Origin of the sequence: Streptomyces spongiae (genome assembly GCF_009377185.1) — a bacterium.
GTDB lineage: Bacteria > Actinomycetota > Actinomycetes > Streptomycetales > Streptomycetaceae > Streptomyces > Streptomyces spongiae.
The window spans coordinates 1-24,107 of record NZ_VJZC01000096.1 but is presented as its reverse complement, the minus strand read 5'-3'; the positions used below and the strand labels follow the sequence as shown (position 1 = coordinate 24,107).

At 70.1% G+C, this 24,107-nt stretch carries 18 protein-coding genes and 3 pseudogenes; 7 read left to right on the top strand and 14 right to left on the bottom strand.

Annotated features, from left to right (window positions below; all coding sequences use genetic code 11):
- Positions 1-49: 49 nt before the first annotated feature.
- Positions 50-733: a haloacid dehalogenase type II gene (locus FNH08_RS16430; protein ID WP_152772222.1), complete on the bottom strand. Its 684-nt coding sequence runs from the start codon at positions 731-733 to the stop codon at positions 50-52.
- A gap of 118 nt (positions 734-851) precedes the next feature.
- The gene (gene solA, locus FNH08_RS16425) at positions 852-1,988 is read right to left on the bottom strand and encodes an N-methyl-L-tryptophan oxidase (RefSeq protein ID WP_152772221.1); all 1,137 of its coding nucleotides are present in this window, start codon (positions 1,986-1,988) and stop codon (positions 852-854) included.
- 278 nt (positions 1,989-2,266) lie between these two features.
- Here solA and FNH08_RS16420 point away from each other — a divergent pair, with 278 nt between their 5' ends.
- The gene (locus FNH08_RS16420) at positions 2,267-3,868 is read left to right on the top strand and encodes a PucR family transcriptional regulator (RefSeq protein WP_152772220.1); all 1,602 of its coding nucleotides are present in this window, start codon (positions 2,267-2,269) and stop codon (positions 3,866-3,868) included.
- A gap of 282 nt (positions 3,869-4,150) precedes the next feature.
- Here the strand turns inward: FNH08_RS16420 and FNH08_RS16415 are convergent.
- The 3 genes and pseudogenes from FNH08_RS16415 to FNH08_RS16405 all read right to left on the bottom strand — a co-directional run bounded on the left by FNH08_RS16415 (position 4,151) and on the right by FNH08_RS16405 (position 8,250).
- A pseudogene (locus tag FNH08_RS16415) lies at positions 4,151-5,210 on the bottom strand (tartrate dehydrogenase).
- Positions 5,207-6,193, bottom strand: coding sequence for a LysR family transcriptional regulator (locus FNH08_RS16410; protein WP_152772219.1), 987 nt, complete (start codon positions 6,191-6,193; stop codon positions 5,207-5,209). Before FNH08_RS16410 ends, FNH08_RS16415 begins: the two are co-directional and overlap by 4 nt.
- Positions 6,194-6,981: 788 nt before the next feature.
- Positions 6,982-8,250 carry an aspartate aminotransferase family protein gene (locus FNH08_RS16405; RefSeq protein WP_152772218.1) on the bottom strand — a complete coding sequence of 423 codons (1,269 nt, stop codon included), beginning with the start codon at positions 8,248-8,250 and terminating at the stop codon, positions 6,982-6,984.
- Positions 8,251-8,488: 238 nt separating this feature from the next.
- Between FNH08_RS16405 and FNH08_RS16400 the strand changes: the two genes are divergently transcribed.
- Positions 8,489-10,114 (top strand): PucR family transcriptional regulator, encoded by a 1,626-nt coding sequence (locus tag FNH08_RS16400; RefSeq protein ID WP_152772217.1) that lies wholly within the window; start codon positions 8,489-8,491, stop codon positions 10,112-10,114.
- Here the strand turns inward: FNH08_RS16400 and FNH08_RS16395 are convergent.
- The 3 genes and pseudogenes from FNH08_RS16395 to FNH08_RS53975 form a co-directional block, all read right to left on the bottom strand.
- A pseudogene (locus tag FNH08_RS16395) lies at positions 10,072-10,409 on the bottom strand (YnfA family protein). The gene FNH08_RS16400 and the pseudogene FNH08_RS16395 overlap by 43 nt on opposite strands.
- Before the next feature lie 1,312 nt (positions 10,410-11,721).
- A complete protein-coding gene (locus FNH08_RS53980) occupies positions 11,722-12,273 on the bottom strand; it encodes a transposase (protein WP_407704382.1) in 552 nt (183 codons plus the stop codon).
- Between the two features lie 48 nt (positions 12,274-12,321).
- A pseudogene (locus tag FNH08_RS53975) lies at positions 12,322-12,573 on the bottom strand (IS110 family transposase); the annotation flags it as partial.
- Between the two features lie 19 nt (positions 12,574-12,592).
- Here FNH08_RS53975 and FNH08_RS16385 point away from each other — a divergent pair.
- Entirely contained in the window at positions 12,593-13,279 is a 687-nt protein-coding gene (locus tag FNH08_RS16385) for an IS3 family transposase (RefSeq protein WP_322724628.1), read from the top strand.
- Positions 13,219-13,404 (top strand): IS3 family transposase, encoded by a 186-nt coding sequence (locus tag FNH08_RS51930; protein WP_322724627.1) that lies wholly within the window; start codon positions 13,219-13,221, stop codon positions 13,402-13,404. Before FNH08_RS16385 ends, FNH08_RS51930 begins: the two co-directional genes overlap by 61 nt.
- A gap of 273 nt (positions 13,405-13,677) precedes the next feature.
- Here FNH08_RS51930 and FNH08_RS16375 read toward each other — a convergent pair whose 3' ends face one another.
- Together FNH08_RS16375 and FNH08_RS16370 are read right to left on the bottom strand one after the other, a co-directional pair.
- The gene (locus FNH08_RS16375) at positions 13,678-13,872 is read right to left on the bottom strand and encodes a TOBE domain-containing protein (RefSeq protein WP_407704381.1); all 195 of its coding nucleotides are present in this window, start codon (positions 13,870-13,872) and stop codon (positions 13,678-13,680) included.
- 74 nt (positions 13,873-13,946) lie between these two features.
- Entirely contained in the window at positions 13,947-14,342 is a 396-nt protein-coding gene (locus FNH08_RS16370; RefSeq protein WP_152772214.1) for a TOBE domain-containing protein, read from the bottom strand.
- A 160-nt stretch (positions 14,343-14,502) separates the two neighbouring features.
- Here FNH08_RS16370 and FNH08_RS16365 point away from each other — a divergent pair, with 160 nt between their 5' ends.
- Positions 14,503-17,196, top strand: coding sequence for a glycoside hydrolase family 5 protein (locus FNH08_RS16365; protein ID WP_152772213.1), 2,694 nt, complete (start codon positions 14,503-14,505; stop codon positions 17,194-17,196).
- 111 nt (positions 17,197-17,307) lie between these two features.
- Here FNH08_RS16365 and FNH08_RS16360 read toward each other — a convergent pair whose 3' ends face one another.
- The 3 genes from FNH08_RS16360 to FNH08_RS16345 all read right to left on the bottom strand — a co-directional run bounded on the left by FNH08_RS16360 (position 17,308) and on the right by FNH08_RS16345 (position 19,745).
- Positions 17,308-17,613 carry a hypothetical protein gene (locus FNH08_RS16360; protein ID WP_228034165.1) on the bottom strand — a complete coding sequence of 102 codons (306 nt, stop codon included), beginning with the start codon at positions 17,611-17,613 and terminating at the stop codon, positions 17,308-17,310.
- Positions 17,614-17,952: 339 nt separating this feature from the next.
- The gene (locus FNH08_RS16350) at positions 17,953-18,804 is read right to left on the bottom strand and encodes a DUF6745 domain-containing protein (protein ID WP_152772212.1); all 852 of its coding nucleotides are present in this window, start codon (positions 18,802-18,804) and stop codon (positions 17,953-17,955) included.
- Positions 18,805-19,157: 353 nt separating this feature from the next.
- Positions 19,158-19,745, bottom strand: coding sequence for an ABATE domain-containing protein (locus tag FNH08_RS16345; RefSeq protein WP_322724624.1), 588 nt, complete (start codon positions 19,743-19,745; stop codon positions 19,158-19,160).
- 110 nt (positions 19,746-19,855) lie between these two features.
- On the opposite strand from FNH08_RS16345, the gene FNH08_RS16340 reads away from it, so the two are divergent.
- A complete protein-coding gene (locus FNH08_RS16340) occupies positions 19,856-21,088 on the top strand; it encodes an aminotransferase class V-fold PLP-dependent enzyme (RefSeq protein ID WP_322724632.1) in 1,233 nt (410 codons plus the stop codon).
- 13 nt (positions 21,089-21,101) lie between these two features.
- Here FNH08_RS16340 and FNH08_RS16335 read toward each other — a convergent pair whose 3' ends face one another.
- Positions 21,102-23,588: an alpha-L-arabinofuranosidase C-terminal domain-containing protein gene (locus FNH08_RS16335; RefSeq protein ID WP_152772211.1), complete on the bottom strand. Its 2,487-nt coding sequence runs from the start codon at positions 23,586-23,588 to the stop codon at positions 21,102-21,104.
- 127 nt (positions 23,589-23,715) lie between these two features.
- Here FNH08_RS16335 and FNH08_RS16330 point away from each other — a divergent pair.
- Positions 23,716-24,107, top strand: a 392-nt coding sequence (locus FNH08_RS16330; protein WP_152772210.1) for a DUF6314 family protein, incomplete at its 3' end; no start/stop codon positions are given.

Here is a 24,107-nt window from a genome sequence, read left to right as displayed (position 1 = left end):
AAGAGACATGTGTGGGTCGGTCCGGGGGGTGGGACGTCGTCGTGGCGCGTCAGATGCCCAGCATCTGGTTGAGCTCGTCGAGGGACTTGACGGTCACGTAGTCGTAGCCGTGGGTGACCGGGTCGTAGCCGCGGTCCAGGAGGACGAGGTTGCGGAAACCCAGGTCGTGCATCGGCATCAGGTCGTAGCGGGTGTGCGAGGAGACGTGCACGAAGTCCTCGGGGGACGCGTCGAGCTGGTCGAGCATGTACTCGAACGCCGCGTAGCGGGGCTTGTAGTAGCCGGCCTGCTCCGCGGTGAAGACCGCGTGGAAGTCCGCGCCGAGCCGGGGCACGCTCTCCGCGAGGAAGGAGTCCTCGGCGTTGGAGAGGATCACCAGCTTGTAGTGCTCGCCCATCTTCTTCAGCGGTTCCGGCACATCCGCGTGTGGGCCCCAGCTGCGCACGCCGTCGGCCAACCGCTTGCCGGCGTCCGGGGCGGCCTTAACACCCCACTTGCGGCAGACCCGCTCGAAGGCGTCCTGCAGCGTCTGCTCGTAGGGGCGGAACGCGTCGAGGATCGAGTCGTAGCGGTAGCCTCGGAACTCCTTGACGAACTGGTCCCAGTGCTCGGCCGGGATCTGGTCACCGACGAGTTCGCGGGTGATGGGGGTCATCGGCCACTCGATCAACGTGCCGTAGCAGTCGAACGAGACGTACTTCGGGCGGAACTGGAACGAGGGGATAGGGCGCATGGACGTACTCCAGTCTCTTGTGCGTGGTTAACCGGTCATGGCCGACATGGACTGTTTTTGACATGCTCGCGACAGGCATGTCGGCGTGCGGGGCGATGCGGTGGACGATCGCCGGCGATCAGGCGGCGCCGACACCCGCCGGCGCGAGGAAGGCGACGGGGAGCCGGGTGGTGCCGTCGAGCGCCAGGTCCGCGGCGATCTCTCCCATCGCGGGCGCGATCTTGAAGCCGCTGCCGGAGAACCCGGCCATGACGATGATGTCGTCCTCGCCGGGGAGATGACCGACGAGCGGGTTTCCGGACTGCGTGTAGCCCTCCATGTAGGCCGACATCCTGATGGGGTCGGGGTTCAGGTCGGGCATGAGTTCATCGATGAGCTCGCGGAAGGTGCCGAGTTCCTCGGGACGGACAGTACGGTCGAGCCGTTCGGGCTCGGGCACCGGCGCGTGGTACTTGAAGGAGAGACCGAGCTTGACGGAGATGCCGTCGGGCGACGGGATTCCGAAGCAGTCGTGCGGTACGGCGCGCACGAACGGAGGAGCACCGCCCGCGAACCAGTCGTGGCGGGTGGGCAGGTGCCAGGAGCAGACCACCCGCCGTACGTCGACGGCTTGGGGAAGGTCCGGGAGCAGCGTGTTGATCCAGGGGCCCACGGTCACCACGGCGACGTCCACGTGGTCCGTGCCCTGGTCGGTGACGACCCGCACCCCGCCGCCCACCGCGGGGACGACCTCGCGCACCGTGGCGTAGCGGTGCAGCCGGGCGCCCAGGTGCTCGGCACGGCCGGCGGCGGCCTGGATGGACGCCTCCGGCCTGATGACGGCGCCCAACCGGTCCAGGACGGCGATGTGTCCGTCCGGGAGCCGGTGCTGCGGGTAGCGGCGGGCAAGTTCCTCCCTCTCCAGGACCTCGTGATCCAGTCCCTGGGCGGTGCTGGTGGAGAGGAGGAGGCTCATGGACGGTGAGGAGGCCTCCCCCATCACCAGGCTGCCGCTGCGGCGCCGCAGCGACCGGCCCGTCTCCGCCTGCAGTTGCTCCCACATCCGGTCCGCCAGCCGCAGCAGAGGAATGTACGCGGGCTCCCCGAGGTGGACGGCTCGGTAGATGCGGCTCTCGCCCCCGGCCGCGCCGCGGTCGTGACCCGGTGCGTACCGGTCGTAGCCGATGACCTCGGCTCCACGTGCGGCCAGTCGCCACATGGCCTGGCTGCCCATGCTGCCGGCACCGATCACGGCGACGCGCTTCGGGATGCGCATGAGGTCGCTCCTCTCGATGGTGTGGTCTGGGTGGCAGTCGGGCCCCAGCACGCTGCGGATACCGTGCGGACCTTTGCAGTTCGGCTCCTGCTGGGGATGGCGTTCACTTTCCGCCCGGCGGAACCTGCAGGTCAACCCACACTGTGTTCCGGCTTGGGGCCTTCTCGAGACGGTCTGTCACGGCGGACGACCGGACTGCCCGAATGACGGGCCGCCTCTTGTCACGATGAGTGGCCGGTGCCAAGGTGACCCCGATTCCTTCAGAAGAAAGACCCCCTATGCCGCCCAGACACACCGCAACCGGGCACTTCCCCACCCTCAGGGAGGTACTGCTCCTGCCCGTGCTCGCCGAAGGGATGCCGCGCGTGCTGGCCGGAGAGTCACGGCTGGACAGCCCGGTGCGCTGGGTGCACGTCACCGAGCTCCTCAACCCCGCGGACTTCCTGGAGGGCGGCGAACTGGTACTGACGACCGGCGTGCCGCATCCCGAGGACCCCTCCGAGCTGCGCGGCTACGTCGACCAGCTCGCGGACGTCGGCGCGGCCGGCCTGGTCGTGGAGCTCGGTTACCGGTACCAGAAGGTGCCCCACGAGCTGGTGACGGCGTGCCGCGCTCGCGACGTGCCGCTGGTCGAGCTGGCCCGTGGCGTCCGGTTCGTCGACGTCACGCAGACGGTGCACGCGCTCATCCTCGACGCCCAGGGGGCCCTGCTGCGCCGGGGCAGGGACATCCAGAACATCTTCACCGCCCTGACGCTGCGGGGCGCGGACCCCGAGGAACTGGTGCACACCACCGCGGAGCTCACCGGAGCCCCCGTGGTACTGGAGGACCTCACCCACCGGGTCCTCATGTGCGAGCTGCTCGGCCGGCCGTACGAACCGGTGGTCTCGGCCTGGTCGCGGCGCTCACGAGCCGCACCGACACCGGAGACGATCACGCCGAGCGGCCCGGAGGGGTGGCTAATCGCACCGGTGCAGGACCACCACGGGCCGTGGGGGCGGCTGGTCCTGCTGGAGGGCCGGCTCAACGCAGAGCCCGACCCCGAACACATCCTCGTGCTGGAAAGCGCGGCGGTCGCGCTGACCATGGCGCGCCTTGCAGGGCAGGCCTGGTGGGAGCGCCGGGCCCACCGCACCGTGCTGCGAGACCTGTACGAACGGCGTTTCCGCTCCCCCGCCGACGCGCGTGCCCGCACCGAGGCACTGGGGCTGCCCACCTCCGGACACCGGCTCTTCGCCCTGGTCATCCGCCACCCGTACTCCAGCACCGAGGACGAGCACGTCGACGAACGGATCGCGAAGGCGCTGACGCACACGGGCGTGCGCGCCCTGGTCGGCGAGACGGCCCCGGGCCGGATCGGCGTCCTCATGGCACTGGCACAGGCGAGCGCCTGGCAGCCGGTCGCCGAGCGGATCGGCCGGCTGACCCGGGAAGAACTCGGACCGCGGGCGGTCGTCGCCGTCGGCCCCGGCGTGACCGACCTCGGCGGGATAGCCCGGTCGTGGCAGGAGGCGGAGCAGACCGCCGAGGCCATCACCGCGGCCTCCCCGGAGCGGTGGTTCTACGTACCCGCCGACGTCCAGTTGCCGGACCTGCTGGGCGTCCTGCGCGCGGACACGCGCCTTCAGCGGTACGCGGAACGGCAACTGACCCGCCTCATAGAGCACGACGACCGCAACAACGGCGACCTGCTCCCGGCGCTGCGCGCCTATCTCGCGGCGGCCGGGAACAAGTCGGTCGCGGCGAAACACTCCGGTATGTCCCGGCAGGCGTACTACCAGCGCCTGCACACCATCGAACGTCTCCTTGGCTGCGACCTGGAATCCGGACTGCAGCGCACGTCCCTGCATGTCGCGGTACTGGTCCTGGACGCGGGCTAGGCGCCTGCGGGGGCGGCGAGGGCAGGTACGCACACCCGGCGCCGCTCTGAAGAGCGTCGACGACGGTCCGGCCCCGTGGTGGGCTCCGACTGGAAGCAGGCGGGGCCCCACCACGGGGCCGGGCAGTCGGCATCGCCGATACCGCAGAGCGCCCTGCACCGTTCGAACGACCCCTGCCACGGGTGCCGGTAGGGCGCGGATCGGAAAGAGGCGCAGCGCGCCGGAGTGGCCCGGCGAGCGGCGGGTGGCGTCGTCCCCGCCGCGCACCGCGGAAGGGACGGCTCAGAGGAGCTCGATCAGCTTGTCGGTGAACTCGGCGGTGGTCGCGGTTCCGCCCAGGTCACGGGTGCGGGTATCGCTCTTGGCCAGAATCGCCGCGATCGCATCCGTGATGTCCTTGGCCGCGGCTCCATGGCCGAGGTGGTCGATCATCAGGGCCGCGGACCAGATCGCGCCCAGCGGGTTAGCGATGCCCTGGCCCGCGATGTCGGGCGCGGAACCGTGCACCGGCTCGAACATCGAGGGAAAGTCCCGCTCGGGGTTGAGGTTGGCCGACGGGGCGATGCCGATGGATCCGGCGACCGCGGCCGCGAGGTCGCTCAGGATGTCGCCGAAGAGGTTGGAGGCGACGACGACGTCGAAGCGGGCGGGGTCGAGGACGAACTTGGCCGCCAGCGCGTCGATGTGTTCCTGGTCCCAGGTGACGTCGGGGTGCCCGGCGGCCCGTTCGGCGATCAGCCCGTCCCAGAACGGCATGGTGTGGATGATGCCGTTGGACTTGGTGGCGGAGGTGAGCCTTCCTCGGCGGCGGGCGGCGAGCGAGAAGGCGTAGTCGGCGATCCGGGTGACCCCGGCGCGGGTGAACACCGCTTCCTGGATGGCCAGTTCCTCGGACGTGCCCTGGTTCAGCCGTCCGCCGATCTCGCTGTACTCGCCCTCGGCGTTCTCCCGGACGACGACGATGTCGACCTCGCCCGGACGTGTGCCGCGCACGGGACTCTCGATCCCTTCGAAGACACGGATGGGCCGGAGGTTGACGTACTGGCGGAAGCTGCGCCGAATCGGGATCAGCAGTCCCCACAGCGAAGCGTGGTCGGGCACTCCCGGGTATCCCACGGCGCCCAGCACAATGGCGTCCTTGTCGCGCAGCTGGTCGAGCCCGTCGGCGGGCATCATGGCGCCCTCCCGCAGGTACCGCTCGCACGACCAGTCGTACGACGTGTAGGACAGGCTGAAGCCGTGGCGGCGGCCGAGAACGTCGAGCACCTGCTGTGCTGGGGGGCAGTACCTCGGCGCCTATGCCGTCGCCGGGGATCAGGGCAATGCGGTGGTTTGTCGTCATGCCGTCGATTGCAGCAAGGCAGGCCGTGGGGCGTCCAAGACGCAAGGCGGATATCCCTTATAGGCGGCGCTTATCAGCTTCAGCGGTGCCTGTCGGCCGCCGGTGGTGCCTGTCAGCCGCTGGTGGCCGAGGTGGCGGCCGTGACGAACGCGGCGGCTGCCGCGACGGCTGACGAGAGCGATGTCCAAGCTGGTCTCCGGCTCGATGTCCAGGATGCGGGCGCCCAGCCGCCGAGCGAGGTCCCGCCAGGAATCCATGATCACCGCGAGCCCTACCCCGGCCAATACCAGCGGCATGAGCGACACCCGGTGCTCCGTCTCGGCGGCGATGGTGAACTCAATGCCCTGTTCCCGCAGCGCGTCGACGTAGGCGCGCATCCCGGTACCCGGCTGTCCGACGATCAGCCGCTGTCCGGCAAGCTCGCGGCATTCCACCGTGGTCCGACCGGCGAACGGGCCCTCGGCCGGCACCATCAGCACGAAGCGCTGCCGCTCCAGCGCGTAGGCGACGACCTCCTTGTCGGAGAACGGCCCTGTGGACGCCAGGAGCCCCAGTTCCACGGCACCCGTGCGCACCATGTCGATCACATCACGTGCGGTGAACGCCGCTTTGATGGCCACGGAGACGCCGGGGTAGCGGTGGCTGAAGGTACTCACCAGACTCGTCAGAGGTTCCACCGCCTGCGACGGCACGGATGCCACGTCCAGGCGGCCCTCACGTAGCTCGTGCACCGCCGCGACGCTCGCCCGCGCCGTCTGCAGACTCCGCACGGCCTCCCGGGCAGGCTCGATCAGGGCCCTTCCGGCCTCCGTCAGCACCGCCCTGCGTCCGATGCGATGGAAAAGCTCGGAACCGAGATCACGCTCCAGTGCCCGCACCGCCTGCGACAGCGACGGCTGCGACACGTACAGGGCCGAGGCCGCACGGTTGAACCCACCGCGGTCGACAATTGCCAGGAAGTACTCCAGCTGCCGAACGTCCATACACGCCCTCTGTCCCTGCAAGAAACAAGCCGACGACTCGTCGGTCCCGACCATGGTGGTCCGAGGGACCGACCCGACGAAGCACGGACCACCGATGCGTCACCGAACGTCGGTCACAGCCGACGGAGGCACTCAGTTGCTGTCGGCCGAGGCAGGAACCCGGCGCCATCGCCACACGGTCGATCAAGACCTGTCGCACCACACCCATTGTGCTCACACGGCATCACCGCACTCCCCCGGCTCCGCCTGCTTTGCGGGCGGGGCCGGTGGCCGGACAGACACCGTCATGACTTGCGCCCTCACGCCGCTCGCGCGGCGCGCGGTCATCGACGACTCCCCCGAGGCGATCGCGCACTCCCATCCGACCCGGCCCGTACCGACGGCGCCGCGGGGGCCTGCCGCGGCGGCTCCAACCAGGAACAGCCCACCGTGACGATGGATGAACCCCGCGCCCGGGCGCACCCCCTGGAGTACTCAGTCGGCGCGTCCGACCGGCAGCCGGCGGCGGCGGACGTAGCCCGGTGGGCAGGTAACCGCGGTGACCACGAGCGAGGTCAGGAGCGGTCAGGCCGCCGTGTGCACGTGGTGCGGATCGCGGAGCAGTTCGGCTGTGATCAGAGCGACCAGGGCAAGAGCACGACCCCGAGTCCGACGGCGTGCCCGACGTGCTGGTGCCACCGCGTACGGTGGCCCTCTCCGGACAGCCGGTGGTGGCAGGCGTCGTAGGCGCAGAAACCGGTCGACAGCGGCCTCCACCCGCATGCCGGGTACGGCCGAGGCGGCGCCGGTCATCGGCTCGCCGCTCCGGACGTGCCGGCCTCGACCGCGCTCACCCATGCCCGGAGGCCCTCGTCCACTGCCGTCTCGTCGATGACGAGTGCCGGGATCATGCGCACGACCTGGTTCCAGGCGCCGCACAGCAGCAGGAGCAGGCCCTCGTCGACGGCGGCGCGCTGAACGCGGGCGGCCGTCTCCGGGTCGGGGCTGCCGTCCTCGGTGACGAACTCGGTGGCCAGCATGAGGCCGAGGCCGCGCACGTCGCCGATGCCGGGCGTCCGGTCGGCCACCGCCTCCAGTCCCTGGCGCAGCCGCTTGCCCATCGCCTCGGCGTTCTCGACCAGTTTCTCGTCGCGTACGACGTCCAGGGTCGCGCACGCCGCGGCGCAGGCGACGGCGTTGGCGCCGTACGTACCGCCCTGCGAGCCGGGCCACGCCTTGCTCATCAGCTCCTCCGAGGCGGCGATGCCGGACAGCGGGAACCCGCTGGCCAGGCCCTTGGCGGTGACGAGGATGTCGGGCGTCACACCGAAGTGGTCGTGGCCCCAGAAGCGGCCGGTGCGGCCGACGCCGGTCTGCACCTCGTCGTGGATGAGGAGGATGCCGTGGCGATCCGCACGCTCGCGCAGGCCCTCCATGAAGGCGCGGGTCGCGGGGACGTAGCCGCCCTCACCGAGGACCGGCTCGACGATGATCGCGGCCGTGTCGGCGGGCGAGGAGATCGTCTGGAGCGTGTAGTCGAGCTCCTTCAGTGCGAACCGGGTTGCGGTCTCCTCGTCCCAGCCGTAGCGGAAGGCCGCCGGGAAGGGGGTGACGACCACGCCACTCATCAGCGGGGAGAAGCCGGAGCGGAAACGAATACCCGAAGTCGTCATGGAGGCGGCGGCGACCGTACGGCCGTGGAAGCCGCCGTGACAGACGATCACATTCGGGCGGCCGGTGGCCTGGCGGGCCAGCCGCAGCGCGGCCTCCACCGCCTCGCTGCCGGAGTTGGTGAAGAACAGGCTGTCCAGGCCGGTCGGCAGCACCTCGCCGAGCTTGTCGACGAGGCGGCGCAGCGGCTGGTGCATGATCGTCGTGTACTGGCCGTGGATCAGTGAGCCCACCTGCTCCTGCGCTGCCGCCACGACCTTGGGGTGGCAGTGACCGGTGCTGGTGACGCCGATGCCGGCGGTGAAGTCCAGATAGCGGCGGCCGTCCTGGTCGAAGAGGTGGACGCCCTCGCCCCGGGCCGCCGCCACGGGCGTGGCCTGGCGAAGGTGCGGCGACAGTGCGGTCATGTTCATCTCCCGGCCTCGGTGTGCGGTCTGCTGCGGCCTTCCGAGCATCGCGGCGGAGCGGGGCCGCACCAACGCGCAATCTGTCCGGCCGGCACACGGCATCCGGACGTTGTGTCAGGCTCACCGACGACGAACCGGACAGCGACGACGCCCTGACCGCTCTTGCGCAGGTCAGGGACGCTTGTCACAGTGACCGGACACAGCCGGTCGCGTCCGTGCAGGAACCCTTGGAGAGACCCTGAACGACAACCAATCGGCCGTCCAGGGGCCCACCCGTCCACTCATCGTCGCCGATGTCCTGGCCCTTCCTGTTCTGGCTGCCGGACAACCGACGGTCGTCACCGGCGCGCCGCATCTGGACCGTCCGGTCCGGTGGGTGCACATCACCGAGCTGACCGACCCCGCTTCGTTCCTCAAGGGTGGCGAGCTCGTCCTGACCACCGGAATGCCCCTGCCGCAGGACGCGGCCGGCGTGCGCCGGTACGTCGACGAACTCGCCGACATCGGGGCCGCTGCCCTGGTCATCGAACTCGTACGCCGCTACCACCGCCCGCCGGACACCCTCGTCGACGCCTGCCGGCGGCGGGGCCTCCCCCTCGTCACTCTGGCCAAGGACGTCAACTTCCTGGAGGTCACGCAGGTCGTGCACTCCCTGCTGCTCGGCAACCAAACGGAGGCGATGCGCCGCGCTCAACGCATCCACGAGGCGTTCACCGCCCTGACCCTGCGCGGCGCCGGCCCGGAGGACGTGGTGCGTGCGGCTGCGGACATGAGCGGAAGCACGGTGGTGCTGGAGAACCTGGTGCACCAGGCTCTGATCTGCGAACCGTCCGGGCTCACCGTGGAGGAGGCACTCGCCGACTGGGAACAACGCTCCAGGGCGACCGGCCCCGGCGACGCCACCACCACACGCGGCCCGGAAGGCTGGCTCACCGCCCCGGTCGAGTACCAGGGCGAGCGCTGGGGCCGAGTGGTCATGCTCCGGGCGCGCAGCTCAGGAGCAGCGTTCGGGCCGGAGGACATCACTCTGCTGGAGAGGACCGCGATGGCACTGACCGTCGCGCGACTCATCCACCCCGCTCCATGGGAACGCACCGCACACCGCAACGCCCTGCTCGACCTCGTGGAACAGCGCTATTGCTCCGCGGAGGACGCGCACGCCCGTTGCGCCGCCCTGGGCCTGGCAACGGATCGAGGCCACTTCGTCGCCGCCCTGGTGGACCTGCCTGCAGGGAAGGGGGCGGTCGAGACCGAGTCACGTCTTGAGCAGGAGTTGAGTAGGGCGGGGGTGGCGGCCCTCGTCGGCGAGCTGGCCCCCGGCCGCCTCGGCATCCTGCTGGCTCTGCGCCCTGGCCAGCCCTGGCGTTCCTTCGTGGAGCGCCTGTCCGAAGCGGTACAGGGGCTGGCCCCGGAAGCGATCGTGAGTGCGGGGTGCGAGGTCACCGACCTCACCGACAGCGCCCGGTCCTTCCGCGAGGCGGCCCGCGTCGCCGAGGCCACCCCGCCCGGCCAGTCCCTCCCCCGGAACCGCTCGTTCCATGAGCTGTCCGACATCGGTCTCCGCCGTGTGCTGTACGCCCTTCGAGAGGACCCTCGTGTCCAGGAGTACACCGAACGGCAGCTCCGGCGCCTCATCGACCATGACGCTCAGCACGGCACCGACTTGCTGACCACCCTGCGCCACTACCTCGAAGCAGCCGGCAACAAGACGACCGCCGCCCGCCGGGGCGGCCTTTCCCGCGAGACCATGCACCAGCGCCTGCGCACCATCGAGCGTCTCCTCGACCGTGACCTCGAATCTGGCGACCAGCGCACGGAGCTTCACGTGGCACTCACAGCACTCGATGTCCTGCGAGCCGGCTGACGCGGACTCCCTCCGCAGCTGACCGGGTGCTGGTGTGCGCGTGGTCCGCAGGCACCAACCACCGCACCAACCACGCCTGAACCGGCGGCAGAGGTTGGCCTCGTACATCTCCTCGCCAAGAGGCCATCCGCAACGAAGATGCCGCCGCAAGCGGCAGGGATGCGTCCGAAATGCGCGTCGGGCTGGAACGTGGCGACGAAGCCGCACAGGCAGAGCCGATGGCACCGACCCCGGCCCCCAGCCGGCCTCGGTGTTCGCGGACACCCTGCCAGACCAGCCACACCCCTCCGATCATGTCCCCGCCGAACACGCCGACCGTCACACCATCGACGGCCGACAGGTCTGGCGGGCAGGCCGGCGTTCACATAGAGAGAGCCTCTCCACCACCGCACCAAGTCCGTGCCGCTCAAGCACTCACGCCCATTCACGACATGTCGTCACCGCCGCACGGGGTTCAGTCCGGCGCGTCCCGCGACACCCGCGAGGGCGCTCCTGACAGCCCCTCGACAAGCAGCAGACAAATGTCCCCCATCCCGGCCCAGGCACGGGACGCTGGAGGACGCGCGATCGGTGCTCATATTCAGCCAGAACAGGCCGACAAGGAGACACCTCGTACATGTACTTCCGAGTGCATCAGCATCCGCGATGTCTGCTACAGAGCGGCTCCGGACCGGATTTGACACCCGGAATATCCGGATATGCCGCATGGGCAGCAGACAGAAACGACGATACCCGTAGCGCAGATTCGACCCGGATTCGACCCCAAGAGTTTATTCAGCTGGTAAACATTGCCTCTGACCTGCGGAAATGTGGAGCGGCAGACGAGTCAGGCTATACACCGGGTTCTGTTCGAGTCGGGGCCAATCCGAATCCGACAGTCGCCAAACCTCAGGATGAGACTCCCCATCGGACAGACCCCGAAAGGGTTCGCCAGCTCGGTCACGGTGGCTACCAATACCAAAACCATGTAGAGCAGCGCGACTTCATCGCGCTGGACCCGGCGCAGGCGTACATTCGCGACGACTTCCGGCTCACCCTGGACAAGGACTACGTCATCAAGCGCGGAGAGCTTGAGCCCGCGCCCGGTGCAGGCTGCACCGTGCTGGAAGCAGCAACTGCGCTCGCCTGCGCTCACCCCGACGCACGGATGGCCGCAGGGGCTCGTGCCTCCACTGATTTCCTGTGGCAGTCCGCCCGGAGGGCGGCTATACGCAGCTGTTCGCGGAGCCGCCTAACGCCGTGCAGATCTGGCGCTCGGTGCAGCTGCTGCGTACCGTGCAGCAGACCGTCCACGACCTCTCCGCGACCTTGCCCGGCCGCGCCGCCGCGATCGCAGAGAGCGGCGCACTCCTGGTGGCCCATCTGATGTTCCAGCGCGCAGATACCGAGGCGATCGACGACCTCGACACGGACTGGCAGCCCACACTGAACGCGGCTCCGGAACTCACCGCGCAGACCCTGGCCCACCTCATCTCCGAAGTCGACCGGCAGTACGGGTCGCACAGCTTCGTCTCGCGCACGTTCACACAGGCGGCCGCCTCCCGGGAGCTGGCGGCAGCAGTCCTGGCCTCGTTCGACAGCCAGGGGCACCACCCCGAGCTCGCCTCCTACCAGCGTCCCCCCGAGCCACGTCGCGGGCGGCGTCCCAACCCGATGCGGCTCCTGGTCGACCAGCACCGGCTGCAGGACGGGGATTTCCTTCTTGGTCCGGCCGGCGTCAGTCTGCCGGGCAACGTAGTCACGGGTGCGCTGGTCACGACGCATACGGACGAGCGCGATCCGGTGGAGGGCCGCGTTGGCGGCACGGTCACCGCCGCGGGAGAGCCGGTGCCGGTTGGCTTGCCGCTGGAGGCCGGAACGGGGGCCACACCGCACAAGGCGGCGAAGGACGCTTCGCTGCGCAGGCGCGCAGTATTGTCGCCAGCAGTGATCAAAAGCTGTGTCGCGGTGTCGGGGCCGACGCCGTAGGCGGCGCGCAGGCCGGGGTTGAGCCGTGTGACCAGGATGTCCAACTCCGCCGTCAGAGTGTCGTGTTCGGCGGTCAGGCTCTGGACACGCGTCGCGAGCGTGCGCAGCGAGGTCAGGACGGGCGCGAGGGCGAGGTCGTTGCCGACCCGGAGCCGGGTCAGCGCGGCGATGCGCTTGTCGCCCTGTAGCACGTCGTACTTCGTGCGGATCACATTGGGCGCACTGATCAGGATGTGCCCGATCTGGTTCAGCGCCGCCGTACGAGCCTTGATTGCAGACCGTGCTGCGTTGTGCAGAGCCCGGATCCCGGCGACCGCATCGCCTTTGGGGGCACTGGTGGCCCGCCCGGAGACGACAGCTCGGGCGGCGGCATAGGCGTCGATCGGGTCGGACTTGCCGATCCTGCGGCGCTCGGCCTTGTCCGGCCGGTTGACCTCGATCACGGTGAGGCCAGTCTGGTGGGCCGCGCGCGTGAATCCCGCCCCGTAGGAAGACGTGCCTTCGCTGGGGGTGAGCGAGTCCTGGTTCTACAAGTGGCGCAACCAGCCCGTCACCGCTCGCGAGGTGCGGCGCGCGAAGCTGGCCGACGCGATCCGGCAGATCTTCGATGAGTCGGGCGGCACCTATGGTTCCCCGAAGGTATGGATCACGCTCGTGCGCCAGGGCTGGAGGGTGTCGGTGAACACCGCCGCCAAGCTCATGGCCGAACTCGGCTTGGCCGGACGCAAGATCCGAAGACGCCGGGGGCTGACCAGGCCCGGCAATCAGCCCGCGTTTCCGGACTTCGTGCGCCGCGACTTCAGCGCCACCGCTCCCGACCAGGTGTGGGCCGGGGATATGACGGAGATCGTCACCAGCGAGGGCAAGCTGTACCTGGCCACCGTGATCGATCTGTTCTCACGCCGCCTGCTCGGCTACGCGATGGGCGAGCGCCACGACGCGGAGCTGGTGGCCGCCTCCCTGCATATGGCCGCGGCCACCCGCGGCGGCGACGTCAGGGGCGTGATCTTCCACTCGGACCGCGGCAGCGAATACCAGTCCCGGCGCTTCAGGCGGGCCTGCCGCCGGCTTGGCGTGACCCAATCCATGGGCCCGGCTCGTGTTTCGACAATGCCGTCAGCGAGGCGTTCAACAGTGTGCTCAAGGTCGAGCACGTCCACCGGCGCACCTTCACCACCCGCACCGAGGCGCGGCTGAAGATCGCCACCTGGATCACCGGCTTCTACAACACTCGTCGGCTACACAGCGTGTGCGGGTACCGGAGCCCGATCGACTACGAACGAGACCATCAGGCAGACCCCACCGTGGAGTTGGCCGCTTGAAAGATCTCCACGGCGCGAGGGGATTGACACTTCTGCCCAACCCCGAAAGTCCGACGCCTACGGGATCGAGTTCGCCAGGTGTTCGGCATCACCGACGAGGAACCGGCTCGCCCCATCACTCACGCACAGTGAGCATCCAAGTCCATGATTTGCCAACTATCCCTCTCAAGATCTGCCAACCAGAATTCTCCACGCGCTCCCGACCTGCGCGTCTCAGTCCATGATTCGCCAACTAGAGTTCTCGGTCACAGCCCGCGCCCCGCGGCCGGGGAGTCACCCGGCGGCGAGGGAGACCTCGGTCGACTTGATCAGCGCGGTGACGGAGGAACCGTCCGCGAGGCCCAGATCGGCGACGGATTCCGCGGTGATCGCGGCGGTGAGCTCCCCGCCCGCGACGACGGCCTTGACGGCGGCCTTGACGGCGGCCGCGGCCGGCGAGTCGCTGCCGCCGAAGCTGATGAAGGTCACCTTCGCGCCCGGGTGCGCTCTCCTTCAGCGAGACCGCGGCAAAGACGGTGACCGTGCGTTGGCCCGTCCGCCGCTCAGGAGCGGTCGATGTGCACGTTCGTCGACTTCACGCGGGCGGTTGCCTCCATACCGACCTCCAGGCCCAGTTCCTCCACGGCCTCCCGGGTCAGCAGCGAGACCAGCCGGTGCGGGCCCGCCTGGATCTCCACCTGGGCCGCGATGTCGCCGAGCTTCACGGCGGTGACGATCCCCGGGAAGGCGTTGCGGGCCGAGGTGTACGAGACCTCCTCCTCGCCACCGCCCGCGCCGGCCAGTTCCACGGAGAACGCGGCGAGGTCCTCGCCGTCGATGAGCCGTCGCCCGGTCTCGTCACGACGGGTCGCCACCCGCCCCGCGTCCGCCCACCGCCGCGCGGTGTCCGAACTCACCCCGAGCAGCCGCGCCGCCTGACCGATCGTGTAGGACTGCATGCGCGCCAGCATAGGCTCACCGTCCTGACCACCCCTTTCACGGGCGCTCTCAGGGTCGCCCTCCACCCACGGAAGGAGACCGCACCCGGGGTTCGTCCAGGGCCCGTGCCCTTCGCCCGCAGGACGTCCGGGCCTCGGGCCGCGTGGTGCGCTGGACCGTATGGCGATCGACAGGCGTACGGCGGTGACGGCATGGGGGCTGGGGACGCTCGCATCGGGGGCGCTGGGGTTCCGGCCCCGCGACGACGGCCGCCGCTCCGGGCTGATCACGGTTCAGGGCGAGTCGGCGACCCGTACGAACATCCCCGTACGAAGGGACCGGCGGGCGTCGCGTGGCGCGTTGCTCGCGCTGGAGACGAGCCGACGCCCGCCCGCGTCCGGCTGGTACGCGACGTACGAGGTCGACGTGGACGCGCCGGGCCCGTACCGGCTGGAGGCGGTGGCCACCGTGCCGGTCGAGCATCCCCGGGTCGAGGAGACCGGCTCGTACTTCACACTCGCGGTCGATGACGGGCCCCCGGTGCCGGTCGCGCGTTCCCAGCCGTACTGGTACGAGTCCGCGCCCGCCTGGGGCGACCTGGTGCGCCTCGACCTGGGTGTGGTGGAACTGCGGGCTCGCCGGAAGGGCCGGAGGAACACGGTCACGTTCGTGGTGGACGAGCCGAGCGTGCTCTCGGTGTCCACCGGGTACCGCTTCCTCCTCGACCGGTTCACGCTGGCCCCCGTGACGCGGGTCGGCCTGGCGGGCATCCACCTCGGCGATCCGGACCGCACGCTGGGTGTCCACCGCGGCGACGACCTGCCGGAGCTGCGCTTCGTGCTGGAGGCGCGCACGGAGCGGGCCCGGCGGCTGCCCTTCACGGTCACCGACTACTTCGGCGAGCGGGTCGCGGCCGGAACGGTGACCGTGCCGGCGGGCCGGGCGTCGGCCTCGGTGGCGCTGCCCGAACTGCCGCCCGGCCACTACCGCGTGACGGCGGCCGGGGTGACCGGCTGTTTCGCCCGGCTCCCGGCGCGCCGGCCCGTCCTGGCCGGCCGGTTCGGCGTCAACGCGTACGTCTTCTCCCTCGTCCCGCCGTCCCGACTGGCCGTCTTCGCCTCCGCGATGCGCGACATGGGCGCCGGTCATGTTCGCGACGGGATGGCGTGGCCCGCCGCCGAGCCACGGCGCGGGGAGTACGACACCCGGTTGTACGAGGGCGTGCAGCGGGAGTTCCGCAGGCACGGGCTCGCGGTGCTGGACGTGCTGACGACGGCCCCCGAGTGGGCGATGACGGACGCCTCGCTGCCGCTGGCCGCCGACCTGCGCGACGCCTACAAGTACGCCGCTCATCTCGCCGCCTCCTCCCCCGACGCGGTCCAGCTGTCGAACGAGCCCGACGTCGACACCACCAGCTCGACGGGCGACCAGCACGCGGCGTTCGTCAAGGCGGCGGCACTCGGCATCCGGGACACCGCCCTGTCCACGACCGTGGTCCTGCCCGGGATCGCCGACGCCGGCAGCCACTTCCAGATCCTGATGCTCCAGAACGACGTGGCGCGGTACGCGGACGCGTGGGCCTTCCACGGCTACCCCGACCCGGCCGACCAGCAGGAACCCGGGGTTCCCGAAGCAGCCGACGTCCAGCGGGAGGTGCGGCGGCTGTACGGCGCGGAGGACCTGCCGATGTGGATGACCGAGTGCGGGGCCTTCCTGAGCGCCGAGCCCGGCCGCGACCTCACTCCCGCCCAGCAGGCCGTGCAGGCCCGCTACCTGGTCCGCTCCACGGTGCTGAGCCTGACGGCCGGCACGGAGCGGCACTTCTGGTTCGGGGCGCCGCCCATCCATGACGACGGCGTGTACTTCGGGCTGCTCAGCAGGGACTTCCAGCCGTGGCCCGCGTACAGCGCGCACGCCGCCCTGGCCTCCCTCCTGGGCGAGGCGCGGTTCGTGGAGCGGCTCCCGGGGCGTGCGCGGGCGTACGTCTTCGCGACGGGGCGCGGTGACGGGCGGCGGGTCGTGGTGGCATGGTCCGAGGCGGGTTCGGCCACGGAGGTGACCGTGCCGTCGCCCGGTGAGGTGTACGACATCATGGGCCGACGGGTCGGGAAGGTACCCGGATCGGGCCGGGTGACGGTCACGGCGGACCCGGTGTACGTGATGTACGAGGGCTCGACCCCCGAGAAGCCGCGTACGCGCACCCGCCACCGGCACTCCGCCGCCGAACACATCGTGCTCGGCCAGCGTTTCGAGGCCGCCGACTCCGCGCCGAACAAGGCCGACGGCGACGCCGAACCGCCCCTCGGCTACCGGCTGCGGACCACCACCCGCATGTCGGTCGACGTCTACAACTACAACGACGCGCCCGCGACCGTCACCGTGACCGGCCGGGCCTTCGGCGGCTGGACGGTGCGGCCGGCCCGGCGGAGGGTGACGGTGCCGCATATGGGCCGCGTGGCAGCGGAGTTCACGGTGGTGGCCGGTGAGGGGGTACGGCGGGGTGTGGACCACCCGCTGGTCTTCGAGGCCACGCTCGACGGCTGCCCGATCCCGCCGTCCGTCTCCCGCGTCCAGCGCCGCGCCCGCAAGCCGGGCCGCCCTCTCCCGCTCGCCCCCTCGATCACCGGCGTCTCCACGGACGGTCGCCTGGAGGCCCGGATCACCGACGCCCTGTCCGGCGTGGACCCGGCACGCGTGACCGTCGAGGTGGACGGCCGGCGCGTACCGGCTCACTACGACCCGGAGACGGAGCTGCTCACGGCGGCCCTGGCTCCACTGGACCTGCGCCCGGGTCGCCACGAGGTGTGGATCCGCGCGTACAACCGGGCGCACGCGCCCGCGCACGCGACGGTGGTCCACGAGGCGACGGGCTGAGCAGCCTCGGCGAAGCCCCGCTGCGGTGGAGCGCGCCCTGAAGGGGCGCGGGGAACTGCGCGACCAGCCACGACGACCCGCACATGACGCACGGGGCCTCCAGCGGAGCGTTCAGTCGGCGATCATGCGGTTGCCGCGGATGCCGGTGCGGTCGGTGGCTCGCTCTCGCTGGCGACGGACGGCGTAACGGCCGGGGGCGATGCCGGTGCCGCCGTGCTCGGGGTGGATGAGGTAGGCGACGGCCGAGGTCTCGATCATGCCGAGGGCGAGGTTCATCGGGTCGTTGAGGTTCTCGGTCCAGCGACAGGTGCCGGGGTCGGCAACGAGGGAGTGCGGGTTGCCGCCCGCGGCGCTGCGGAGCAGTTCGATGCCGGCGGCGGGCACGTCCTGCCAGCGCGCGAACTCGCTGACGGTCACGCGGGGTTGCCAGCTGCTCGCTGTGGAATGCGCACAACATCGCATTAGCTCGATCGTGTGACGGTCGGCTTCTGGGCTTGTGGCGCCATGGGCTGGTCGGGCTACGGCAACTGTGCGATCTGGGACGCCGGGTACGGCGCCAGCGTGCGGGGCCCCCGCTCCACCAGCGAGATGGTTTGGGGCCTCCCCGTCGCCTCTGGCCGTACCCACATGGCCAGGTCGTGAGGGAGCCGGCCTCTTGGGAACGGACCACGCACAGGATGCATGTTGCCGCCCCGCGGTTGAGTACGTCGGCAACCAGTGCGCCCAAGACCGTTCGGGGCGTGCGGCTGATCAGGCTCACTTCTGCTCAGCCCAAAGGAACGGTACGTCGTAGAGGTGCAGGTCGGAGCCGGGGTCGCCCGTCGTGGCGACCGGTCGGAGCCCGGCCTGTTCGATGTAGGCGCCCCAGCCGATGCGCTCGATGGCGCTGCGCCGGACCTCGATGTTGGTCTCGGCGTGGATGCGGTCGACGGTCGGGGCGGTGATCACCCAGTCGGGGACGTGGGTCCCGTGCATGACGTGGACCCGCGTGCCGTCGGCGAACCGTACGGCGGGGCCGTCGTCGCGGTGCAGCCGCAGCTCGCCGTGGAAGGCGCCCGGCAGCGGCTCGGTGTGGATCTCGGTGGGCCGCTCGGCCATGACGCACCGTCCCTCGCCGGGCCACCACCATCCGGTGGAGCGGGCGAGTTCCGCCAACAGGCCGAGCTGGTCGGCGTCCTCATGCCGGTAGTGGGCGAGCCCGAGGCGCCGGTAGACGTCGTAGTGGGCGACCCAGTACGCGTCGAGCTGGCCGTACCAGGTCAGACCGTCGGTACTGCCCGTCGTGGGCAGCGCTCGGGCACGCATGAGCTCGGTGCGGGTCGGTGCCCGTACGCAGGTGTGGAGCGTGGTCTTCAGTGCGCCGTGGACGATGTCGTTCACCACGGAGGGCACCGAGTGGCCTGCGGCCAGGGCGTCTTCGGCACTCAGGCCGAGTTGTCGCCGCCAGGGCTGCGTGTCCCTCTCGTGTCCGATGCGCGCGTTCAGCCGGGAGCGCAGTTCCTTGAGCAGCTTCGCCAGCCGGGGGCCCACGGGCCATCGGTCGATGTGGCCGGGCAGCGTGGCGGCTCTGAGCCGTACGGGTGGGAAGGCGTGTCCGTCGTCGAGCACCCCTCGGCAGCGCCGCCGCAGGTGAGGGCACCCAGACGAACTCGGGTGGGGCTGCGCCGATCAGCCGGTACAGCTCGGTGACGGCTGCCTCGGCCCTGGGGCGGTCGGCGGGACGTGCGGCGAGACCGGATCTGAGCCAGTCCGCCGCCAGCAGCCGTGCCAGAGCGACACGGTCATGGGTGGAGTACGAGGAGTACGAGGTATCGGGCGGTGAGAGGGCCCTGCGCATCGCCGGGCTCACCGGAGGACTTGGGGGTCCGCCTTTCGCATCATCATGCGGTCGATCGTGGCAGCGGCAGCGATGATCCGCAAGGAGTTATCCACCTGCCCTCGCAATCGACTTGCCCTGCTGTCTACCTGCCCTTGCGCGCCGCGTACGCCCGCGCCGCCCGGACCCGGTTCCCGCACTTGGTGGTGCACCAGCGGCGGGCCGCGTGGGAGCGCAGGAACCAGCGGGCGCAGCCCTGGGCGGTGCACTCCGTCAGTTGGTCCGCCTCGGAGCCGGTGAGCAGGTCGGTGGCGTCCTCGGCGAGGAGGGAGAGCGCGGCGCCCGCCGGGTTGCCGGTGTCGGGTTCGTCGGCGCGGTGGGGCCCGTCGGCCGTCCAGGAGAGCCGGGGTGTCGGAGGGGCCGCCGCCAGCGCGGAGTTGAGGGTGGCGAGGGGTTCCGCCGCTGGCTCGGCACGGCTCGCCCTCGCCTCGAACAGCGGGCGCAGCGACTCCCGCAGCGCCAGCAGCCGCCCGAACTGCCGGCCGTTCAGCGCCGCCCGGTCCGGCAGCAGCGCGTGCCGTACGAGCCAGAGGTGCGCGGCCTCGGCGTCGTCGAGCAGGTCGACCGCGCCGTGACTCAGCGTAAAGCAGGTGTTGACCAGGGCCAACGAGACGTAGCGTTCCTCGCCGGGGACCTGGAGCTGGTGCAGGTAGTGAGGGGCCTCGTGATCCACGACGCCATGCTAGCGAGCCGTGGTTCTCACGCCAATGCTTGCGATTCTCCGTGAGGATGCCTAGCTTTTCTCACGGCGAATCGACTGCGATGACGTGAGAGGTGACCACCGTGCCCTTCGACGTGCACGCGCTGCGCAAGGACTTCCCGATCCTGAGCCGGACGGTCGGGAGCGGCGCCCGGCTCGTCTACCTGGACTCCGGCGCGACCACCCAGAAACCGCTCCAAGTCCTAGACGCCGAGCGGGACTTCTACCTCACGCACAACGCGGCCGTGCACCGCGGCGCGCACCACCTGGCCGGGGAGGCGACGGAGGCGTACGAGGACGCGCGTCGCACCGTGGCCCGGTTCATCGGGGCGGCGGAGGACGAGATCGTGTTCACCAAGAGCGCGACGGAGGGCGTCAACCTGGTCGCGTACGGGCTGGAGAACGGGCGGCGGCTCGGCCCCGGTGACCGGATCGTGGTGACGGAGATGGAGCACCACGCCAACCTGGTCCCCTGGCAGCAGCTCGCCGCGCGCACGGGCGCCACGCTCGACTGGTTCGTGCTCACCGACGACGGCCGTCTGGACCTGACCCGCGCGGACGAGCTCCTCGACGAGCGCACCAAGGTTCTGGCCGTCACCCACCAGTCCAACGTCCTGGGCACCCTCAACCCGGTACGCGAACTCGCCGACCGCGCGCACGCCGTGGGCGCCCTGGTGGTGGTGGACGGCGCCCAGTCCGTGCCCCACCGGCCGGTCGACGTGGGCGAGCTGGGCGCGGACTTCCTGGTCTTCTCGGCGCACAAGATGCTGGGCCCGAACGGCATCGGTGTGCTCTGGGGCAGGAGCGAACTCCTCGCGGACCTCCCGCCGTTCCTGACGGGCGGTTCGATGATCGAGATCGTGGAGATGGACCGCGCGACGTTCCTGCCGCCGCCGCAGCGCTTCGAGGCGGGTGTCCCCATGGCACCCCAGGCGGTGGGCCTGGCCGCGGCCGTGGACTACCTCCAGGCGCTCGGCATGGACGAGGTGGCCGCGTACGAGGACGAGTTGACGGCTCGCGCGCTCGCGGCCCTCCAGGAGATCCCTGGCGTGCGGATCGTCGGCCCCCGCGATGTCACGGACCGCGGCTCGGCGGTCTCGTTCACCGTCGACGGCATCCACCCGCACGACGTGGGCCAGGTCCTGGACGACCGGGGTGTGGCCGTCCGCGTGGGCCACCACTGCGCCCGCCCGATCGTGCGCCGCTTCGGGGTCCCGGCGACCACCCGGGCGACCTTCTACGTCTACAACACCCCGGAGGAAGTGGACGCGTTGGCGGACGGGGTACGGGCGGCCCAGGCGTACTTCGGCACCTGAGCCGCCCGGAGCCTCACGAACGCGACTTGATCCGCAGGAAGGTCACGGAGTTGGCCGGGAACGTGTACGTGAACGTGTCGGCCACCCCGGTGAACGTGGACGTGACCGGCGCGACCGGCGTTTCCGTCTCCGTGTTCACCGCGTCGGGCGCGGCCTTCAGCGTGGTCACCCGGGCCTTCGAGGACCGGACCTTGGCGCCCCCGAGGTCGACGGCCGTGCGGGCGTCCGCCGACTGGGCGTTGACGACCTTGACGATCAGGTCACCGGTCCTGGCGTCCTTGGTCACCACCTGGCGGAACGGCTCGGCCAGCTTGTCGTCCTTGAAGCTGCCCCACTCCTGGCCGTCGAGGTAGAGGGTCACCTGGCGGCCCCGCACCTTGACCTCGATGTCGTACGTACGGCCCGTCTCGATGGTCCCCGGCTTGGAGATCAGGGACGACTTGCCACCGCCCACGGCCTGTTCGACCGCCGACGTGGTGTTGTTCCAGCCGCCGAGGTTCCACCAGTAGTAGTTGCCGGTGTCCTTGACGCCGAAGGCGACGAGGAAGCCCTCCTTGCCGGACTTCTTCGTGGCCTTCACCTTCAGGTCGTAGTCGTGCCAGGAGGGGTCGCCGGCCGAGACCATGGTGTTCTCGGCGACCACGTCGGTCTGCTCGTACTGCCCGTCCTGGACGCTCCAGCTGCCGCCGCCGGTGTGCTTCCACTGCGAGGCGTCACCGCTGAAGTCGTCGCTGAGGAGCGTCTGCCCGTCCGCGCTCGTGACCTTGACGTCGTCGTACGCGGCCGTGGTCGCCCACGTCGACAGGCCGACGGCGCCCGAGATGGGGGCGGTCGTGGAGGGCGTGCCGGTCGCCGACGACGGCACCACGCGGTCGCCGACGTTGGTCATGAAGAGCTTCTGCGTCTCGTAGTTGGCCGAGCCCCACGACGCGTGGTTGTTGAACCAGATCATGTCGGGGCTCCACTGCACGTAGTCCTCGTTGGCGAGCAGCGGGGCGTAACTGGCGAGCTTCACGATGTCCGCGTTGCGCTCCAGGCCGGTCATGAACGCGGCCTCGGAGAGGGCGTTCTTGAAGGCGTTGCCCTGGGAGGCGTACTCACCGAGGAAGACCTTCGGGCCGTTCCTGTCGTAGGAGTCGTAGCGGTCGTTGTTCTGCAGGAACCACTGCGGGCTGTTGTAGTAGTGCTCGTCGACCATGTCGACGTTCGCCTCGCGGTTGAGCTTCCACGCGGTGTCGAAGGTCGAACCGGTGTCGTCGGGGCCGGAGTTGGAGACGACCGTGATGTCCGGGTACTTGGCCTCGATGGCGGCGCGGAACTGCTGGAAGCGGGCGAAGAACTCGTTCGGCAGGTTCTCCTCGTTGCCGACCGCGAGGTGGGTGAGGTGGAACGGCTTGGGGTGCCCCATCTGCGCCCGCTTCTTGCCCCACTCGCTCGTCACCGGGCCGTTGGCGAACTCGATGAGGTCGAGGGTGTCCTGGATGTGGCGCTTGAGGAGCGCGTCGTCGTCGGTGGCCTTGTTCTGGCCGCAGCCGGTGACGAGGGCGGGGACCACGGGCAGCGGCATCGCGCCGATGTCCTCGGAGAACTGGAAGTACTCGTAGTAGCCGAGTCCGTAACTCTGGTTGTAGCCCCAGAAGTTGGAGTTGGTGGCGCGCTGCTCGACCGGGCCGATCGTGTCCTTCCACTGGTACGAGCGCTTGCGCTCCCAGTTCGAGGACTCGCTGTAGTCCTTCATGGAGCCCGTGTTGACCAGGCAGCCGCCGGGGAAGCGGACGAAGCCGGGGTGCAGGGCGGCGATCTTCTCGGCGAGGTCCTTGCGCAGGCCGTTCCTGTGGCCCTTGAAGGTGTCGCGCGGGAAGAGGGACACCTCGTCGAGGGCGGCGGCACCGGAAGAGGCGACGGCGAGACGGCCGTCGCTGCTGGTGCGGGTCGCGGTGAAGGTGGCCCGGTACTGGGTCCAGCCGCCCTTGACGGCCACCTGACGGGCCTTGGCGAGCGTGCCGTCGGCGTCCTGGAGGGTGACGGTCAGCGTCGTGCCGCTCTCGGCGCGCGCCCATACCGAGAAGTCGTACCTCTTGCCCTCCTCGACGCGGACACCGGTGTTGTAGCCGGCGTTGGTGACGGCCGAACCGGCGCCCAGGGAGAGGTAGTTGCGGTTGCGCTCATTGAGCCTGCCGTCGTCGTTGACGACCTGCGCGGTGCCGTCGACGGTCCAGGAGGTGAGGGGCGTGTACGCGCGGTTGTCGGCGGTCGAGTACTCGAAGGAGCGGTTCTGGACGAGCTCGGCGTACAGACCGCCGTCGGCGGCCCGGTTGATGTCCTCGAAGAAGACGCCGTACATCGTGTCGTCGATCTTCGCGCCCTTGGCTGTGGGGTCGACGGTGATCGCGTAGTCGGTGACGTCCTCGGCGTGGGCGGGGCCCGGGACTAGGCCGGCCGCCACCAGAAAGACCGTGGCCGTGAGACCGAGTCTCCAGCGGGTGGGGGTGCGTGGCATGGATACTCCGCGGCTCGTGGTTCGAAATATCAGACAATGATCAGCACTTCGAACGGCAACATAGGGAGGGGAGTTCAAGAGCGTCAATGGGTCGCACGACGGCGAAAGTGTCGGAAGTGAGGGACGAATGGGCGAACCCTGGCCCGTACCGGATGTACTGACCTATCTGGCCGGGAGCTGGCGGGTCCGGCGGCACGTGCGGGATCTGGCGAGCGGCGCGGAGGGCCACTTCACGGGTAAGACGACCTTCGGCCACCTGGACGGCGGCGGACTCCTGCACCAGGAGTGCGGAACCTTCACCTGGCAGGGCGTCCCCCGCCCCGCCGAACGCACCCTGCGCTTCCTGCCCGGGCACTCACCCGGATCGGCGGACGTGCGCTTCGCCGACGGAAAGCCCTTCCACGACCTGGACCTGACCTCCGGGCACCATGTCGCCGACCACCCGTGCTCGGCGGACCTCTACCGGGGCGAGTTCACGGCGTACGACGCGGACCACTGGCGCACGGTGTGGCGGGTGGG